Below are 19,089 nucleotides of genomic sequence, written 5' to 3' on the forward strand. Positions count from 1 at the left end.
CAGTAATTGCAGTTGCATCTGGTGTTGTCGTAGCTTATTCCTGTTTGCCCTGGGAATCTGATAAAGCAAAAAAGATGATAAATGAATTAAATCAACTTATTGTTGATGCTTAAGTTTTCTTTAGCTTTTACAAATGTCTATAATGACAGTCTGATCGCATTTATGGAAATTGAAAGGTAAAGCGATCGCATTTGTAAATATTAAAGGGTAAAGCGATCGCTTTTGTGAAAGTTGAAAGATAGGGCGATCGCATTACATTATTTGTTTTAGATATTGCGATCGCCTTGATTAAATTAACTATTCTTCAGGTAAATCGTTAACACCTGTTAGATGTTCGATAATTACCTCTAACTTGGCATCCAAACGATTAAACCGATGTTCGGTATTTTGTTCCAAACGAGTAATTCTAGATTTAATTTCATCTAGATCTTCTTCTATAGCTTCAAAAGCAGTAGATATTCTTCCTTTTGGCTCAACATCAAGTTCGATGGTTTTTAATCGCTGTTGCAGATCGGAAATTTGCCGACTGTGTTGGTTTATTTTTTTATTTTGTTCGCGTTCTTGTTCGTTCATTCGTTATACTGCTATTAGATTTTATTTTAGGGAGTCTTGAAGATTTTTGTAGTCTCAAGGTTCTCTTTCTAGTTTATAGCAGTAGTAAATATAAGGCGATCGCATTGGTAGAAGTTGAAGAGAAGGCGCGATCGCGTTTGTAGAATTTGGAGAGTAAAGCGATCAATAACTAAACAAAATTAGAGTACCTAACATCGATTTTTTATACTTCCAAGTTTTAATTGCTTGGGGATATACTCTGTTGAATTGGGAGTCATGAAATCAGGGTAAGAGCCTCTCAAACCCTGACCAACTTTGACAGAAGAGAGTTATTTAATTCCAAAGATTTTCCCACCACTGAATGGGTTCGGCTTCGACAAAGTTAATGCGATCGCGAATATCTTTAAGTTTCCACCCTGTAAGATTGGCAAGGATTTTAGCTTCTGATTCTTGTCTGTCTAGTACGGATTTTTTATATTCTTTACCTGCTTTACAACTAAATTCCCCTTCGTAGGGATGGCGAATGACATATCTTCCTTGAAATAAATTGCGATCGCTTGTAGATTGGAACTTTAGATCTTCGGGGAATTTATCTCGGCTATATCGAACGTGCAGGCGAGTAATAAAGACGTTACTACCACCCCAACGATTGTTAAAGTTATTGCTATCTAGCCAGAATACCCCAGCCTGTTTTAATTCTTCCTGGTTTAAAGGTTCGGCAGAACAAGGATCGCAACTACCCATATCCCAAGCATATTCAAGAAAGGCTACCTGTTTGTTTTCCTCCTCGTAGGTTTTTTGGAACATAGCAGTATAAAAGTCTTTAAAATCCTCTTTGATAAACTGAGGAATATCTCGATCCGAAGGCATTTTAACGGTGCGATAGTTAGTTAGTTCTACTTTTCCTTTAGGAGAGAGTAAATAAACTAGTAGATCTTGATCGCCGTTAGCATTCATCATTCCCAAACGAATGGGTAACATGAATTTAGGAGACTCAAAAGCGATCGAAATCGGTCTAAGTTTCTCAAAACCATTAGTATCGAATTCTTCTAGATTTACTTTCGCTACAAAGAATTTGAGATTCTGCTTAATATAAGGCTGGAGTAATTCTTTTGCACCTTGAGGGATTTTATAGTCATTTTGAATCAACCAAGTTTCTAAACCATCAGATTCCTTTGCACTCAGGATTAAGATATCATATTCCCCAACACTAAACTGCTCTTCGATTGTGACTCCTAACTCTGCTTCGGCTTTCTTTGCCATAGGCGCAGACTGGGGTAAAGCAACAGACTGCCTAGCCCGATCTTCCATCATATATTGTGGCTGACAAGGATCTTCGTCGAAATATTCTACTAACCTGGGCGCACTAAAACCATCTAGTCTTTCTAAGATTTTAGATTCGCCTATGTGTACCTGTTCTTCTTTTAAAACTACTGGTACGGGTACAACCATGGCAAAGTCTTTGACTTCTCCTTGATAATCGTTAGACATAGTTAAGACTGTTCGCTGTTCATCTCTGGCGATGATTACCTGGGATGCTTGATTGTATAAGCTGCTATCGGCTTTTGCCACATAAAAGCCACAAAATGCCAGGGCGGGTTTGATACCAAAGATGAGAATTGCACCTGTCAGAATGCAGGATAGTAAGATACGTATTGTTTTCATAGTTTTAATTAGATCAATTGTCTTTCGTCACGTAGCTAAGTTTATTGTTCAAGGTTTATTGTTCAAGCATCTTAACTGGTTTGATATAAAGGATTATTTTGAATATTAAGTTTGGGTTTAAAATGACTTCTTTGAGACTTATATCAATTGTCAATTGTCCATTGAACCGCTTTCCAATTAAATCTAGGTGCATTCCAAACCATGTCTAACAGCATTGTCATGGGAGAAACAATAAACAACGACCAGAAAATTGCGGTAGAAAGATAAAAATAGTGTTGCAAAATAAAGGTAGAAAATGCGATCGCCATACTCCAAATCCATCTACCTTTTATAGAATTAGGAATCGATCGCGGATCGGTCAACATAAATAAGGCAAACAGCAATAAACTACCACTCATAAACTGATGTTGCCACACATCCCAACTCCATCCCAGCCAAAAGTTGCGCGCTGCTTCTAAACCTCCATAGGAGAGGAGAAAAGCGATCGATGTATCCCAACGTCCAACTTGTTTTAAGACTACTCCTCCTAAGCCCAAAAATAGCAATATATACCACCAGTCTGTCCCCCATTGTCCAGGGCTTACCCAGGCATCGTTAGTTAGGGTTAAGGCTGCGATAATGCCGAAATTGGCGGGGTTAAAGAAGTGTTTGTTGTGGTGACGAAAAAGGAATTTACTAGAAATAGCGAAGCACCCCGCGATCGCCATTGTCTGAGGGTTATTGCTACGAAGTAATAGACACAAACCAAGGGAAGTAATTAACGCACTGCGAAGAGAAGTTAATACTTTGGGAGTAATTAAAATATTTAATTTACTAGATAAATTGGTAAAGCTATCTTCTTCTCTTAGTTTGCTATATTCCACCACAGAAGAAAGTATCCACTGAGTAATTAAACAACTGGACATAACTACCAGAATTAAATTAGATTGTATTGTCCAATCTCTCGTGCTGACACCTAAAAGTAAGAATAAACCGAGGAAAATTATTTGCGTAATGCGAGCATCTTTTAATAACATTGACCGTTAATATATAACTACTAATCAACGTCTTTAGTATGTCTTGTAAAATTCTAAAATAGGGTTGCGTTACGTTTTTTGTAACATAACCGTCAAACGATCTATCAATACTACATGGTAACTAGCCTTTTAGTTATTACTTATTACTTATTAGTTGTTAATTATTACTTACCCACAACGGGCTAGTTTAATGTTTATTAGTTTAGGCAAGTTATTTATTTCTGCGATCGTGGTGTCGATTATTTCTGCTTGTCAGTCTCCAGCAACAACTAGAAATCCACCAAAAATTCTACTTCCTCTCTATATTTATCCTAACTGGTACGAACCCGAGAATTATTCTTGGTCTAAAGTTATTTCCGCAGCCAATCAAGTTCCCATTATCGCTATTATAAATCCTAATAATGGCCCTGATGGAGGTTCGCCCAATGATGATTACCAAAAAGGTTTAGAGGATTTAAAACAAGCTGATATTCCCATATTGGGTTATGTGTATACAAAATATGGCGATCGCCCCATAATAGAAGTCAAGCAAGATATTGATTTATATGCCACTTACTACGATCTTGATGGTATTTTTTTAGATGAAAGTGCCAGTAGTGCCAAACAAGTGGATTATTACCGAGATATTTATCAATATATTAAACAAAAAGCTGGTTTAGATCGAGTAGTTATTAATCCTGGTACTCACACCGACGAGCAATATTCCATCGCCCCTGCCACAGATACCGCCGTGATTTTCGAGAACTATCCTCAGCCTTGGTTAGAGTATCGACCCCAAGATTATACTACCAAATACGATCGCGATCGCTTTGCTAGTTTGATTCATTCTGTTGCTGATGTTGCTACCATGAAAAAATATATCGATTTGGCTATGGAACGCAATATTGGTTATATCTATATTACCGATGATAGTCCTAATAATAGCGATGGCGATCCTTGGAATAGTCTACCTTCTTATTGGCAAGAAGAAGTTGATTATCTTCAATCTTTGAGCGAAAAATAGCATTATTCAAAAACTATATAAGACTTAACAAAGCGCATTCCCAGACTAAACGAGGCTGAACGTAGCTTAAAAGACATTTGCGAGTTTTTTCCCATTGCTCCATTAATTCAATTTTATGATTTTTTTGCCAAGAATAATATTGTAAATAATCGACTAACCAAAGTTGAGTTTGTCCGTCCAATTCTTGAGTAATAGTTTGAGCTAGTTCCATCGCTTTTAAAGGAGTAGTAATCGATCGTTTTAATTGTTGTAATAGCTCGTCGGGTATAGTTTGTAGTTGATGCCAAGCTGCGATCGCTTTTCCTGGACTACCTTGAGCGATCGCCATTAATTCGGGATGTTCTAAAATTTCTCCATGACCATTACTGCTTAATACTGTAGTTAAATCCGCTTGGGATAAGCTATAAAATTGGATGCGCTGACACCGAGATACTAAAGTAACCAGTAAAGAATCAGCATCGGGGGCAATTAAAATTAGAGTAGCATTTCCTGGTTCTTCCAAGGTTTTCAACAAGGCATTAGCTGGTGATTCTGCCATTGTTTGAGCGGATTCAATAACCACCACTTTTCTACTGGCTTCTAATATAGGACGATGGAGAAACTGAGTAATATTACGAATTTGTTCGATTCTAATTTTGGGTGGAGTTTTGTATTGTAATCCTTGAGATTCGGCTTGAGAAGCGGTATACAATTCCCCTTTACTTAAATAAGTCGGTTCTACCCAAAGTAGATCGGGATGATTGCCAGAGGCTAATTTGCGTTGAATCAGTGGATGTTTTTCTGGAGGTAAATCGGCAGTCAACAAAAGTTGTGTAAAGCCTTTAGCCGCAATGCTTTTTCCGATGCCCAAAGAACCCGAAAACAAATAGGCTGGTGCAATTCGCTCTTGTTTTATCGCCTGTTGTAATAATTCAATAGCCTTATCTTGTCCGAGTAAATCTTTAAACATAAGTAACTATGGAACGATACTATGTTCGGTGCGATCGTGTTTATCCAGGTGAATCAATTCCAATTGTCCGCCAACCTCTTGAATTAAAGCAATCTGTCGCAAATATAGTCCTCGAAAAATACTGGCAAAAAACAAAGTGGCGATCGCTACTATCAAACCCGCTGCGGTAGAAGTCAAAGCTTCGCCAATACCTCCCGTAACTCCTGCTGCTTGGGATGATTCAATATCTCCTAATTTTAAAGAAGACAAGGATGCAATTAAACCCACTACCGTACCCAATAAACCCAATAACGGAGACAGACTAATCACCGTTTCAAAAGAATTACTAAACCGTTTTAAAACTGGTATTTCTGCTTGTGCTGCGGTTTCTAAAGCTAGCTTAAACTTTTCTGGGGTAGAACGTTTGAGAGATAATGCCACTAAAAATATACGAGCGACGGGTAAATTAAGATGACGTTGCAACATCATGGTGGCAGCATCGGTATCATCTCGATAGAGATTTAATAATTGCTTGATTACGCTATCCTGTTGTCGGGATGTTCTCAACCAAAAAAGCGATCGCTCTAAAGTTATGGCGACAGAGTAGATTGATAACCCCAGCAAAGGATACATTACCAATCCACCATTTTTAAATAACTGTAAAATAGTTTCCATAGATTCAAAAGCCCAGGGCAAGGGATACTTTTTTAATAAAGATATATATTAAAGCTAAATTCAATTTCTAATGCTTCCAAGGGAAAATCAGGGGGTAAAGGAGCAAATGGTCCAGAATTTTGTACTGCTGCAAGAGATTCGCGATCTAGTTTTTCTGAGCCAGAACTCTTAGTTACCTTGAGATTGGCAATTTGACCATTTTTTTGAATATTAAAGGTTAAATAAGTAGTTTGTTCTTGGGATGAATAAGATGGATTCCAGTTACGTTTGACTCGTCGTTTAATTTCAGCGAAGTAGCTACTTAGATCGACATCTCGCAGGGCGTTTATTTGACTGGGATTGAGAACAGCATCGTGTGTCAAAGCCTCTGGACTAAAAAACGCATCCGAACCACCATCTGCCAAGGTTTTTTTATAATCTCCTCCTAATAAATCGGCAGCACTACCATCGCCAGAAGTCGATTTTTCGGGAACGGGTTCTGATTTAGGTGGTAAACGAGTTGCGACGGGTTCGGGTGCGGGTTCGGGTGCGGGTGCGGGTTCGGGTTCGGGTGCGGGTGCGGGCGTGGGTTCGGGTGCGGGTTCGGGTTCGGGTGCGGGTTCGGGTTCGGGTGCGGGTGCGGGTGCGGGAGAAGCAATTATATCTTCACCAATTTCATCCCCAGAAGGAGTTTGTTTAGGCTGAGAATTCGATGGCGCGATCGCATTTTCGGTAGAGCGATTATTAGTTTCTGGAGGGGGTTCTAGGCTTTTTTCTTCAGGAGGAACAACCACAAATTCAATGGGCTTACTCTCTTCTTCCTCTTCAACAGGTGCGATCGCTTGATAACGAGCAAGTAACAAAAAAATAAGACCGTGAGCGATCGCCGAACCTAAAATAAATAATAAAAGATGCTTGAATCCAAAACTACGATTTAGCACTATGGAGGTTTTTTCATATCGATCACTTTTTGGTTTTAAATGCACCATTTCTTGACTCGCCCCTCCCGTTACTACCAAACTAAATTTAATTTTACTTGTCTCTAAGGCTAACAAATCTAACCCATTTCTTAATCTACTCGATCCAAAGAGCGATCGCTCTTACAGCAAGATTTAAACCAGAAGCTAAAATAACTTTATCAGTAGTCTATAATCAAACTTTCTTATTTTTTATTTCTTCTTCCTTACTCCTCAAATATGGCTCGCAGAAATCGCAATAACGGTAATTATAGAAATAATAGAGAGCGAGGTGGCGATCGCTACGACTCTCCTAATAATTATCAATCTAATACCAATCCCCCAGGAAAAAAAAGCCCTTTAGATGTGGCTAAAATAGCTATTTTGGGCAGTGTTTTCGTAGTTGGAATCGTGATCGGATTATCATTAAATCTCTCTAGCGGATCGGGAGGAAATAATTCAGTTGATTCTAGTTTACAAATCGATCGCGCAGCACCCAACCCCGAAGTATGTCAACAGTTTGGCGCAAGCGCGATTGTTACTGATATGCGAGTATTTCTTACCCTCAACCCCTTTAGCGTTTATCTTACTCAACCTAGGATGCAACCTGGATGTGTTTTACGCCGAACTAATTGGACGCTTTTGGAACAAAAAAACTTGGTATCTTCCGAACAAGTGAGAGATTGCAAACGACGGATGAATACTTTCGGTTTTGTGGGTGTATTAGAAGGTAAACCAAAAATTGATTGCGTTTATCAAAATGATGCAGCAGGAAACTTGTTCTTAAATAAAAACGGTAATCCAACAGTACCTTTACCAGAGTCGGATAACTTCTAAGCAAGATAGTCAACCGACATGGATCGAGTTGAAATTTATTTATTTCTTAGCAGTAGTCTTTTTCTTCGTAGTTTTCTTGGTAGTAGTGGTTTTCTTTTTGGTAGTAGTCTTTTTCTTCGTAGTTTTCTTGGTAGCTGCTTTTTCTGCCAATAATTCTAGAGCTTTTTCTAGAGTAATTTCTTCTACAGTTTCATCCTCTGGCAAACCAGCATTTACCTTGCCGTGTTTAACATAATTTCCGTAAGGACCTTTATAAATATTGACTGGCTCTTTATCTTCAGGATGTACTCCCAATTCCCGTAGAGGAGTCTTTTTGCTACCACCACGACCGCGTTTGGGTTGGGCGAGTAATTCCAAAGCACGTTCTAAAGTTACCGTTAAGACATCATCTTCTTTTTTCAGCGATCGATAATCTCGTTGTATTTTAGTATCTTCAGGGCCTTTAAACTCATGAACGACATAAGGACCAAAACGTCCTAAAGCAGCTTTGATTTTACCGTCTGTGGCTGGATGCTGTCCCAATAGACGAGGAAGAGATAACAAGCCCACCGCCATTTCTAGAGTAACATCCTCAATAGTTGCATTAGTTTTGCTATCCTTTTTAGGAATAGAACTCATTTTGGGCTTAGGTAGGTCTTCGCTTTTGTCTCCCAGTTGGACATAAGGGCCATATTTACCGATTTTAAAGTAGATTGTCTCGCCAGTTTCAGGGTGAATACCAACTTTTTCTGGTCCTTCTTTCTTTTGACGAATTAAAGCTTCTATTTGCTCTGGATTGAGGTCGGCTGGGGTTAAATCATCGGGAATAGAAACTTTTAAAGCTTCTGTTTCTTCTTCCCCTTCACCTTCGGTTTTTATTTCGATATAAGGGCCATATTTACCAATACGAACAGTTGCGTCAAGATTTTCTAAATTAATAGTTTTAGCGATCGCTGATTCAATTTCGTCGCTTTTGATATCGATCTGGGTTTTTAGACCAGTTTCTCCTTGATAGAATTTTTGTAAATAGGGTATCCATTCCGCACCACCGCGAGCAATTTCATCAAGAGTTTGTTCCATTTTAGAAGTAAATTCTGTGTCGACTAAATCGGGGAAGTGTTCTTCTAATAAAGCCGTGACAGCAAATGCGGTAAAAGTAGGGATTAAAGCCTTTCCACGCATCTGAACATAACCGCGATCGACAATTGTACCCATGACCGTAGCATAAGTACTAGGGCGACCAATCCCTTCTTTTTCTAAGGTTTTGACCAAAGATGCTTCGGTATATCTCGCGGGGGGTTGAGTTTCGTGTCCGATCGCTTCTACATCTTTGCAGTCGGGTTTATCCCCTTCTTTTAAAGGAGGTAAAGGGATTTCTTGATTTTCTAAAGCTGCATCGGGATTATCCGAACCCTCAACATATGCGCGGAAAAAACCAGCAAAATCGATTCTCTTGCCATTAGCGCGAAAAACAGCATTTTCCACCTTGATATCTACTGCAATTTGAGTCAGCTTGGCATCTGCCATCTGACAAGCAACGGTACGCTTCCAAATCAAGTCGTATAGCTTGAGTTCTCGGTCTTTGAGCTTCGTTTCTTTGGGAATGCGAAAGGTTTCCCCCGCAGGGCGAATTGCTTCGTGGGCTTCTTGCGCGCCTTTGCTTTTGGTACTATATTGGCGGGGTTTGGGACTGAGATACTCTTTACCGTATTTTTGTTCGATACATTTCCTCGCAGCAGAAATTGCTTGACTGGATAAATGAGTCGAATCTGTCCGCATGTAGGTAATAAAACCCTTTTCATAGAGTTTCTGCGCCACGCTCATGGTTTCTCTAGCAGATAGACCTAGTTTGCGATTGGAATCTATCTGTAAAGTAGAGGTGGTAAAAGGCGCGTAAGGTTTGCGAGTCGAACCCTTTTCAGTACGGCTAGTTACCGTCCAAGTCTTGTCAATAATGCGCTGTTTTAGTTTGTTCGCCTCTGTTTCATCGAGCAAGACAACATCTTTACCCTCCTCTATTTTGCCCGTATCGGGGTCGAAGTCACTACCAGTTGCCAATCTCTTACCATCAAGACTGATTAGTTTAGCTTCAAAAGGCTTTTTAGCCTGTTCGAGATCGGCTTTAAGATCCCAATATCCCCCAGATTGAAAAGCTCTGCGCTCTCTTTCTCTAACTACGGTCAAGCGCACTGCTACCGACTGTACTCGCCCGGCGGACAAACCCCAAGATATTTTTTTCCACAACAGAGGGGAAACGGTATAACCTACTAAGCGATCTAAAATTCTTCTTGTTTCTTGAGCGTGAACTAAATCTCGATCTACTTCGCGACAATCTTGTAAAGCCTTTTGAATTGCCTCTTTAGTAATTTCATGGAACACCATGCGCTTGACTGGCACTTTGGGCTTAAGTATTTCTAGTAAATGCCAGCTAATGCTTTCTCCTTCTCGGTCTTCATCAGTTGCTAGAATCAATTCATCTGCTGTTTTGAGGGCGGTTTTTAATTCCCTTACAACCTTCTTCTTTTTCTCTGGAACAACATAAATTGGCTGAAATTTATCTTCTACGTTGATGCCTAAAGTTGCCCACTTCTTATCTTTATAAGCAGGAGGAATCTCTTTGGCGGAAGGGGGTAAATCTCGGACATGACCCATAGATGCCTCAACCTGATAGCCAGAAGGCAAATAATTACGAATGGTACGAGCTTTTGTAGGAGATTCGACAATAACTAATGTTGACATAGAGATGGAATTATCGCAGTAAAATGGCAGGTGTTGATTTTTATCGAGGTTTAATGACTAATCTATAGTTATAGTCCCTGATTCGGCAAACTTCTTTAATTCAATTTAGTTTAACGAGCTAATCTTATGTTTCACCATAACCAAGATTAGCTAAGACTTCATGGTTTAGTTGTTAAGAAGTAAAAACATAATAAGCTTAAAGAAGAATAAGAACGGAGGAGTACAATCCTTTGTAAAGCTTTTTTAGCAATTTTTCAAATTGTATCTATATCTGACAATACCCAAAAACTCTATGGATTTTTCTAGCAGCGTAGCTTCTCAGCTTCATGCAGGGACGATTTTGCCTGAAGGCATTGTCATAATTACCCTGATGACTATTTTAGTCGGCGATCTCATCTTTGGGCGTAGCTCCTCCCGATGGTTGCCCTATGTCGCAATGTTTGGTTTATTTAATTCTATTGTGGCTTTGTTTTTTCAATGGAATAACCCCAATGCGATCGCTTTTCTTGGTTCCTTTAGCGGTGATAACCTCAGCATCGTCTTTCGGGGGATCGTCGTCCTCTCGGCAATGGTGACTATCCCCATGTCTATTCGCTATATTCAGCAGTCGGGGACTTCTTTGGCAGAATTTATCGCCATCATGCTTACTGCTACTACAGGAGGAATGTTTCTCTGTGGGGCAAACGAGTTGACCATGGTGTTTATCTCTCTAGAGATGTTGAGTATTTCTTCATACCTGATGACGGGATATATGAAGCGCGATCCTCGCTCTAATGAAGCTGCTTTAAAGTATCTACTGATTGGGGCTGCTAGTTCGGCAATTTTTCTTTATGGGATGTCTTTACTCTACGGTTTGTCTGGAGGAGAAACAAATCTTAATATAATTGCCACTAAGATTACCGCTATTAATGGCACTCAGTCATTAGGTTTAGCGATTTCTTTGGTATTTATTATTGCTGGTATTGCCTTTAAAATTTCAGCAGTACCTTTTCACCAGTGGACACCAGACGTATATGAAGGTTCGCCCACTCCTGTAGTTGCTTTCTTATCCGTCGGTTCAAAAGCTGCGGGTTTTGCCCTAGCGATTCGTCTTTTGGTAACAGCATTTGGCTCAATGACAGAACAGTGGCACTTTATCTTTACTGCTTTAGCAATTCTCAGTATGGTATTGGGTAATGTGGTAGCCCTGGCACAAACAAGCATCAAACGGATGTTGGCTTATTCTTCCATCGCCCAAGCTGGTTTTGTGATGATTGGTTTGATTGCAGGTACGGATAATGGTTATTCCAGCATGATCTTTTATCTATTCATCTATCTGTTTATGAACCTGGGAGCGTTTACCTGTATTATCCTCTTCTCCCTCCGCACTGGTACGGATCAAATTAGCGAATATGCAGGGCTATATCAAAAAGATCCTTTGCTAACTCTTTGTTTGAGCATCTGTTTACTTTCCTTGGGAGGTATTCCCCCCATGGCTGGCTTTTTTGGCAAGATTTACCTTTTCTGGGCTGGCTGGCAAGCTGGTTTATACGGCTTGGTATTATTGGGTTTAATTACTAGTGTCATTTCAATTTACTATTACATTCGCGTAGTCAAAATGATGGTGGTGAAAGAACCCCAAGAAATGTCAGAATCAGTTAAAAACTATCCTGCAATTAACTGGAAACTAGCTGGAATGAGACCTTTGCAAGCAAGTCTTATATTTGCAACCGTTGTTACTTCTTTGGCGGGAATTTTATCCAATCCTTTGTTTACTTTGAGTGCTAATTCTGTTAACAGTACTCCCATATTGCGATCGGCAATAATTACTCAAGAGATTACCCAAAGTACTATCCAGGTTTCATCTGTGGAAGACTTGATTAATTAATAAGCATCCTAAATTTAGTTTTATTTAGCTCGCCTGGGCGGGCTTATTTTGGTAATGATTAAAAATTAATCAACGGACTTTACAAATTGAATAAGTTGTGAGACGAACTAAATACGATATAATTAAAAATTGTGTCTAATTTATTCATAGTCTATGCCTAAGCTAAAAACTAAAAAATCTGCTGCCAAGCGTTTTCGCATTACTGGCAGTGGTAAGAAAATTATGCGTCGCAAAGCGTTTAAGAATCATTTATTAGAGCGCAAAAGCAAAGAGCGTACCCGCCGTCGTTTATCCAACATGGCTGTGGTACACGAGACTGATGAAAAAGCAGTACGCACCATGATGCCCTACAGCTAATTGGGGATTCATCTAAATTTTTATAACTATTGAAAGTTATTACTACATTTGGTTGTTAAGGCCAATCGAACAAGATTCACCGAACTAAACGTAAACTATGAGTAGAGTTAAACGGGGTAATGTCGCCCGCAAACGCCGTAAAAAAATCTTAAAGCTAGCCAAAGGTTTTCGCGGTTCCCATTCCAAACTATTTCGTACTGCCAATCAGCAGGTAATGAAAGCATTGCGTAATGCTTATCGAGATCGTCGCAAGCGCAAACGCGATTTTCGTCGCTTGTGGATTACTCGGATTAATGCTGCTGCTAGAATGAACGGCATGAGTTATAGCAAGTTAACCCATCAATTAAAGAAAGCTGATGTCGGTTTAAACCGTAAAATGTTAGCTCAACTGGCAATGGTAGATCCTGCTGCTTTTACCAAAGTTGTTGAAGTCGCAGAATCGGCAAATTAAATCTGAATTCAGAATTAAATGGCTATTAGTCGTATGAGACTCGGTTTTTATTAGGAAGCCGAGTTTTACGGTTTTTAGATTACTTTATTATTTAAGGTAAATAAATTAGTTATGGTGGTTATTTGTTATTAGTCATTGGATGCAATGAAGCAATTTTTAAATCTCATTATAGCGATCGCTTTATTAGCCACTACTCCTCACACTATATTTGCCAGAGAATTAGCCAAAATTGAATCGAAGGGAGAATTGAAGGTTGCTGTTAAGGATAATTTGCCTCCTCTAGGTTTTACTAGTAAGGAGGGGAATTTGGAGGGGTTAGAAATTGATATTGCCCGCAAGTTAGCCGAAGAATTGTTGGGGGATGAAGCAGCGGTAGAATTTTTAGCTGTCAAGAATCAGGAAAGATTGCAAGTAGTCTTAGACGATCGCGTGGATATAGCGATCGCCAGAATATCAGTGACAACTCCCCGCAGTAGGATAGTCAACTTTAGTCCCCATTATTATTTAGACGGCACTAGTATTGTGACTAATCAAGCAAAGATCGACAATTTGAATGATTTAAAGCGCAGTAAGATAGCCGTACTCAATAATTCCGCTACGATTGCGGTGGTGCGTCACCAACTTCCTCAGGCGACTTTAGTGGGGGTAGAATCTTATCAAGAAGCATTAAAACTAATCGAAAACCAACAAGCTGATGCTTTTGCGGGCGATCGCTCTGTGCTAGCGGGTTGGATACAAGAATATCCTACTTATAAGCTACTATCTGCCAGACTTTCAGGGGCAGCTTTGGCAGTAGTTATGCCCCGAGGATTGCAATATCAAGATTTGCGATCGAGAGTAAATCGGGCGATCTCCGAGTGGAAAAAGTCAGGTTGGCTCGAAGAAAGAATAAAATACTGGGGACTATAATCGACGGCTATTTAAAAATTTATCTTAAAATAATCGGCAGTATTGAAGCGTATCCGAAGTATACTAAACATCGTAAACTACTTACAGACCTTATTCGATATATTATGTTTAGAGCTATCTGGCAACCCAATTTCTGGACGATGGCAAAAAATGCAACTATAGCTTTTGTAGTAATATTAGGCTTCTCTCAAAGTGCTAAAGCGGAAGACAGGAAGACTTATCAAGCTGTTCGAGTTTCTTGCAATCCCTTTGTTAGTTATGATGTCGATTCCCAATGTAACTCTAATGTGAGTCTAGAAGCAGAAACAGATAAAATTGCTCAAACTCGTCGCGGTAGACGAAGAAAAAGCAAAGTACAAGGCTACTATGGTGGATTTAGTTTGGGTGTTGGCTTTCCCAGTGGAGAACTTGAGTTTGGCGAAATTCCTGGAATCGAATTTTCTAATCCTGAATATAACACCGCATTTCTGGGTAGCTTGTTTGGCGGAATCAAATTTACCAAAAGCCTTAGTGCCGATCTAGAATTTTTGCTAGGGCTTGGTGGGGTAGATAGTGATTCTTTAGAGGATTCATTTAACGAGTTGGCTACAGTAGGAGGAATTGAAGGCAGTCTAGAAACGGATGGAGATTTTTCTGCCTTTGCGCTATATGTCAATCCTAGATTTGAACTTCCACTGTCACAAAAAGGTAATTTTAGCCTGTATGTTAGTCCAGGAATTGGTATATCTCAAACCAATGTCAATTTTGAAGCAGTAAGTGATTTTGATGGATTGGGAGATCAAAATCTCAATGTGAATCAAGATGCTAGTAGTACGGGAATTACTTTTCAAGTAAAAGGTGGCGCGTCTATTGCATTTAGCGATACTTTAGGTGTTTTTGCTCAAGTTCGCTATACTACCTTGCCTACAGATGATGGTTTTGATAGTATCAATCTTTTTGGGGCTGATGCTGGATTGAAATTTAATTTTTGATTATGTTTTAATTATGTCTTAATTTCAGGCATTCTAATTGAAACACACCATAAAAGGAAACTGCTTAAACCCCCAAATAGGGGGTTTTTGTAGCAAAATTACGAACTTTTAAAGGATTTTTAGCAGCAAATTTAGATCGGGCGTTGAAGAATGTCAGCAAAGGGTAAAGTATATTTAGTTGGTGCAGGGGTAGGAACAGAAGCATATCTAACGGTGAGGGGCAAACAGTTATTGAATATCGCTCAGGTGTTGATTTACGATGCTTTAGTCGATCGAGAGTTGCTCGATCTAGTTAGAGAAGATTGTCTCAAAATCTGTGTTGGGAAACGTGGTGGAAAAGCTAGCACTCCTCAAGAAAACATCAATCAGTTGCTGGTCGCCTATTGTCTCCAGGGAAAACAAGTAGTGAGGCTTAAAAGTGGCGATCCGTTTATTTTTGGCAGAGCTAACGAGGAAATTGCGGTATTACAAGCATCTAAATGTAATTTTGAACTAATTCCTGGCATTTCTTCCGCCTTGGCAGCACCTTTGTTGGCGGGTATTCCTTTAACCGATAAAGATCTAAGTCGTTGCTTTGCGGTGTTAAGCGGGCATCAACCAGAAAAATTAGATTGGTCGGCTTTGGCTAGTATTGATACCCTAGTAATTTTAATGGGGGGACGCTCTTTAAAAATTGTAGTTGAGAACTTAATTCATTATAAGCGATCGCCTAACGAACCCATCGTCATTATTCGTAATTGTGGTCAAAGCGATCGCCAGATTTTTCGGGGGACTTTAACCGATATAGTAGAAATAACCAGAGGAATATCTCTTTCTCCCGCCGTAATTGTCATTGGTAAAGTCGTGCAACTCAGCCCCGATCCCCAAACGCCCTCTTCTATTCAACCACTAACTAAGAAAACTATCTTAGTTACTCGCGCTCAGTCCCAATCTAGCAAGTTTACTACTCTTTTAGAACAACAAGGAGCGACAGTAGTAGAAATGCCCGCATTAGCCATTACACCGCCTTCAAGTTGGACTGACTTGGATAGTGCGATCGCTAATCTGGCTGAATTTGACTGGTTGATTCTGACTTCGGCTAATGGAGTTGATTACTTTTGCGATCGCTTGGATACTTTGGGTTATGATGGGAGAGCTTTGGCAGGAGTCAAAATTGCCGTGGTTGGTCGAAAAACCGCCTCAGTGTTGCAAAAAAGACGGCTAAAGCCCGATTTTATTCCTCCAGACTATATTGCTGATTCTTTAGTGGCTAATTTTCCTGAAGATCTGCCAGGACAAAAGATCTTATTTCCTCGCGTAGAATCTGGTGGAAGAGAAGTATTAGTCCAAGAATTATCTGCCAAGGGTGCAGAAGTAATAGAAGTAGCAGCCTATCAATCTCAATGTCCCCAACAAATTGATCGCTTTGCTTGGCAAGTTTTACAACAAAAGCAAATCGATATTGTGACATTTGCTAGCTCTAAAACAGTGAAAAACTTTTATCAATTGTTAGAACAACAGTTATTATCTATGGATGGAATCGACGCTTTATTAAAAGATGTTTGTATTGCTTCTATTGGGCCACAAACATCTAAAACTTGTCAAGAATTGTTGGGAAGATTTGACATAGAAGCAGAGGAATACACTTTAGAAGGATTAACTACTGCTCTTGTCAATCTAAATCGATCTGATTTAATTAATTAAAGAGGAAGTTTAAGACAAAAAGTTGTCTTATTATTCTTCTTTTTAACCTCAATAGTTGCATTTAATATTTCTATTAATTTCTCAACTAATGTCAATCCTAAACCTATGTCAATTCGTTTATTATTAGAAAGGGAATTAATGCGAGCGCCTAATAGTCCTTGTTTTTCGGAGAAAATTTCGACACCACTATTAATTATGCAAAGAGATATTTCCGATGTGGCGATCGTAGTTTGAATTTTTATTTCTCCCTTAGCAGGAGTATATTTACAAGCATTTTCTAGGAATTCTCGAATAATTCTTTCTAAGATTATGGGATCTGCGGTAATATTGATTTTTTCCGCCGAAAAATCTAGAATCAACTCCTGTTGTCGATCTAGAATTCGCTCCAAATATATTTGAGTTAAGTTGCTCAACCAAGAATTAAGCTCGAATAATTCGGGCTGAATAATTTTAGTTCGATCGTCTGCATAACAAATATTTAGTAAATCATCCATCAGTTGTTTTTGTTGTTGGCATGATTTATTGAAAATCTTAAAAACGCGATCGAATAAAAGAGACTTACGAGGATTTTTGGTAGTTTTGAGTAAATTTTCTAATGTCTGCGCTGCTAGCTGAATACTACTCATGGGGGCTTTCAACTCATGAGAAATAATTTTGAATAAGTCATTTTTAAATTTGTCTAACTTGGCTAATTCTGCTACTTGACGATTGGAATCTGCATATAGTCTGGCTTGACGAATGGCGATCGCGCATTGGGAAGCAGCTTGTTGCATTAATCTAATTTCTAGGGGGGTAAACACCTCTCCTGGGGGTCTGAGTCCCCAGAGATTGCCCATAATAGTGCGATCGTCAAAAATAGGACAAGCTAGGCGAGTAACCTGAATTCCTTGAGGATTAAATTGAGGAATTGCTTCTACTAATTGGAGAGGATATTTTTGTAAAAGCTGTTGATATAATTCGGGAAAATCGCCAACTTGTCTGGTTTCTCCCTGACAGGCAGGTAAAGTACTATTATATTCGCAGGCTATAGTAGCGGTAACTTGCTCAAAATCATATAGTTCGACTTGACAACTACCAAGATTGAGGACTGTTGCCAACTCTTGGGTTGCTACCTGCAAACAAAAATTTTCGTTGAGACTATCGCGAGTTTTATCGGTAATTCGTCGCACCGAAGCTTCAAAATCTAATGTCTGCTGTAATTCTTTGTTTTGTCTTGCCAAAGTATGGCGCATTCTCTGGAGATTGAGATGGGTTTGGATGCGAGCTAATACTTCTTCTTGTTGAGTGGGTTTGGTAATATAATCTACTCCTCCTACTTGAAATCCTCGAACTTTATTGACTGTTTCTGATAAAGCCGTCAAGAAAATTACAGGAATTTCTCTAGTAGATACTTGTGCTTTAAGACGACTACAAGTTTCAAAACCATCAATATTTGGCATCAAGACATCCAGTAAAATAAGGTCGGGAATTTGTGAATTGGCAATTTGCAAGGCACTTGTACCATTTTCTGCCAACAAAACTTTAAATCCTGCTGTTTCTAAATAAGAGAACAATACCTGTAGATTATTGGGGGTATCATCTACGATCAAAATTGTGGCGGAAGTTTGGCTCGAATCATCAATCGAACTATTGCGATCGCTATGATTAGCTTGCAATGTAGGATTTTCAATCCCTAGAGATTCTTTTAAACTTGACTCTAAATTAGATCGATAGTTATCTTCTGGATTTCTCTCTGACTGGCTTCTCATTAGTCTGGGAATAGAAAGAGAAATAGTTGAACATGATAGTTTTTGATAGATCGACATAAATAGAGAACCCAATTAAGCGTAAATTCAAAAAGTGATTGTTAAAAAGTTTGATTATCTAATTAAGTTTAGTTTAGTATTTTATCTTGATGTAGCTCAAAATAACCGAGCCTGTTTGATGTTGGTTTTATCAAACAGGCTTAACAAGTTAAATTTAGAATCAAGGATTAATGAGGAATAACATTTACGGCACAAGGTCCTTTCTTGCCTTGTCCGATCTCGTATTCTACTTTTTGTCCCTCCGTCAGAGTCGTATCGCGATCGCCTTGAATCTCAGTGGCATGAACGAAAAGATCTTTACCTCCGTCATCTTGAAGTATAAAACCAAAGCCTTTTTCGTCATTGAAGAATTTTACAGTACCCGTACTCATATATTTGTTCTTTGCTAAATAAATAACCCAGTAGCTCGAAGTGTATCGCAAAAACGACTAATAAGTTGTTTGGATAAAGAGTTTGATGTTTAATGAGATAATTTTTATCAAAAATATACTTAGTTTTCAAAACAGATCGCGGTTTTTAGTTTTAACTCGTTGATAGAGTTCTTCTATTGTGGCAATAAAAGAAGTATCTCGATGCCAAAATTCGGGCATATCTCCTGCTTTTTTGACTAAGATTGCTGAAATATTAGTTTCTCTGGGTTGGTCAATTATCTGTGGATCGATACAGCAATTCTCATTTTGAAGAGAAAAAAGAAGTTGTTCTATGCTTAAACTAGAG

General features: G+C 39.0%; 17 protein-coding genes and 1 pseudogene. 8 read left to right on the forward strand and 10 right to left on the reverse strand.

Going from position 1 to position 19,089, the window contains the following annotated elements; all coding sequences use genetic code 11:
* Positions 1–297 precede the first annotated feature (297 nt).
* The 3 genes from I4641_RS16945 to I4641_RS16955 form a co-directional block, all read right to left on the reverse strand.
* Complete coding sequence (locus tag I4641_RS16945) at positions 298–573, reverse strand: hypothetical protein (protein WP_229641764.1); 276 nt, start codon at positions 571–573, stop codon at positions 298–300.
* A 312-nt stretch (positions 574–885) separates the two neighbouring features.
* Positions 886–2,217, reverse strand: a complete 1,332-nt coding sequence (locus I4641_RS16950) for a DUF2330 domain-containing protein (protein WP_229641765.1) — start codon at positions 2,215–2,217, stop codon at positions 886–888.
* Positions 2,218–2,360: 143 nt separating this feature from the next.
* Positions 2,361–3,233 (reverse strand): RnfABCDGE type electron transport complex subunit D, encoded by an 873-nt coding sequence (locus tag I4641_RS16955; protein WP_229641766.1) that lies wholly within the window; start codon positions 3,231–3,233, stop codon positions 2,361–2,363.
* A 190-nt stretch (positions 3,234–3,423) separates the two neighbouring features.
* Here I4641_RS16955 and I4641_RS16960 point away from each other — a divergent pair, with 190 nt between their 5' ends.
* Positions 3,424–4,236, forward strand: coding sequence for a spherulation-specific family 4 protein (locus tag I4641_RS16960; protein WP_229641767.1), 813 nt, complete (start codon positions 3,424–3,426; stop codon positions 4,234–4,236).
* 13 nt (positions 4,237–4,249) lie between these two features.
* On the opposite strand, the gene I4641_RS16965 is transcribed toward I4641_RS16960, so the two are convergent.
* The 3 genes from I4641_RS16965 to I4641_RS16975 are packed head-to-tail and all read right to left on the reverse strand — an operon-like array spanning position 4,250 to position 6,873.
* Positions 4,250–5,185 (reverse strand): DNA polymerase III subunit delta', encoded by a 936-nt coding sequence (locus I4641_RS16965; RefSeq protein ID WP_229641768.1) that lies wholly within the window; start codon positions 5,183–5,185, stop codon positions 4,250–4,252.
* A 6-nt stretch (positions 5,186–5,191) separates the two neighbouring features.
* Positions 5,192–5,839, reverse strand: coding sequence for a MotA/TolQ/ExbB proton channel family protein (locus I4641_RS16970; protein WP_229641769.1), 648 nt, complete (start codon positions 5,837–5,839; stop codon positions 5,192–5,194).
* Positions 5,840–5,871: 32 nt separating this feature from the next.
* On the reverse strand, positions 5,872–6,873 hold the full coding sequence (locus tag I4641_RS16975; RefSeq protein WP_229641770.1) for an energy transducer TonB: 1,002 nt from the start codon (positions 6,871–6,873) through the stop codon (positions 5,872–5,874).
* A 141-nt stretch (positions 6,874–7,014) separates the two neighbouring features.
* Between I4641_RS16975 and I4641_RS16980 the strand changes: the two genes are divergently transcribed.
* The gene (locus tag I4641_RS16980; RefSeq protein ID WP_229641771.1) at positions 7,015–7,611 is read left to right on the forward strand and encodes a DUF3172 domain-containing protein; all 597 of its coding nucleotides are present in this window, start codon (positions 7,015–7,017) and stop codon (positions 7,609–7,611) included.
* Between the two features lie 39 nt (positions 7,612–7,650).
* Here I4641_RS16980 and topA read toward each other — a convergent pair whose 3' ends face one another.
* The gene (gene topA / locus I4641_RS16985) at positions 7,651–10,329 is read right to left on the reverse strand and encodes a type I DNA topoisomerase (RefSeq protein WP_229641772.1); all 2,679 of its coding nucleotides are present in this window, start codon (positions 10,327–10,329) and stop codon (positions 7,651–7,653) included.
* A gap of 292 nt (positions 10,330–10,621) precedes the next feature.
* On the opposite strand from topA, the gene I4641_RS16990 reads away from it, so the two are divergent.
* From I4641_RS16990 to cobA, 6 genes are all read left to right on the forward strand, one after another.
* Positions 10,622–12,196, forward strand: a complete 1,575-nt coding sequence (locus I4641_RS16990) for an NAD(P)H-quinone oxidoreductase subunit N (RefSeq protein ID WP_229641773.1) — start codon at positions 10,622–10,624, stop codon at positions 12,194–12,196.
* Positions 12,197–12,349: 153 nt separating this feature from the next.
* On the forward strand, positions 12,350–12,553 hold the full coding sequence (rpmI, locus tag I4641_RS16995) for a 50S ribosomal protein L35 (RefSeq protein ID WP_106232997.1): 204 nt from the start codon (positions 12,350–12,352) through the stop codon (positions 12,551–12,553).
* 97 nt (positions 12,554–12,650) lie between these two features.
* Positions 12,651–13,004 carry a 50S ribosomal protein L20 gene (gene rplT, locus I4641_RS17000; RefSeq protein WP_229641774.1) on the forward strand — a complete coding sequence of 118 codons (354 nt, stop codon included), beginning with the start codon at positions 12,651–12,653 and terminating at the stop codon, positions 13,002–13,004.
* Positions 13,005–13,148: 144 nt separating this feature from the next.
* The gene (locus I4641_RS17005) at positions 13,149–13,913 is read left to right on the forward strand and encodes a transporter substrate-binding domain-containing protein (protein WP_229641775.1); all 765 of its coding nucleotides are present in this window, start codon (positions 13,149–13,151) and stop codon (positions 13,911–13,913) included.
* Positions 13,914–14,017: 104 nt separating this feature from the next.
* Positions 14,018–14,884, forward strand: coding sequence for an outer membrane beta-barrel protein (locus tag I4641_RS17010; RefSeq protein ID WP_229641776.1), 867 nt, complete (start codon positions 14,018–14,020; stop codon positions 14,882–14,884).
* Between the two features lie 150 nt (positions 14,885–15,034).
* Positions 15,035–16,567 carry a uroporphyrinogen-III C-methyltransferase gene (gene cobA / locus I4641_RS17015; protein WP_229641777.1) on the forward strand — a complete coding sequence of 511 codons (1,533 nt, stop codon included), beginning with the start codon at positions 15,035–15,037 and terminating at the stop codon, positions 16,565–16,567.
* On the opposite strand, the gene I4641_RS17020 is transcribed toward cobA, so the two are convergent.
* From I4641_RS17020 to I4641_RS17030, 3 genes and pseudogenes are all read right to left on the reverse strand, one after another.
* Positions 16,564–18,372 (reverse strand): hybrid sensor histidine kinase/response regulator, encoded by a 1,809-nt coding sequence (locus I4641_RS17020; RefSeq protein WP_229641778.1) that lies wholly within the window; start codon positions 18,370–18,372, stop codon positions 16,564–16,566. The genes cobA and I4641_RS17020 overlap by 4 nt on opposite strands.
* A gap of 167 nt (positions 18,373–18,539) precedes the next feature.
* Complete coding sequence (locus I4641_RS17025; RefSeq protein WP_229641779.1) at positions 18,540–18,743, reverse strand: cold-shock protein; 204 nt, start codon at positions 18,741–18,743, stop codon at positions 18,540–18,542.
* A 126-nt stretch (positions 18,744–18,869) separates the two neighbouring features.
* Positions 18,870–19,089 (reverse strand): annotated as a pseudogene (locus I4641_RS17030) (hypothetical protein); the annotation flags it as partial.

The organism is Waterburya agarophytonicola KI4 (genome assembly GCF_020640915.1).
In the GTDB taxonomy this organism is placed as follows: Bacteria; Cyanobacteriota; Cyanobacteriia; order Cyanobacteriales; family Xenococcaceae; genus Waterburya; species Waterburya agarophytonicola.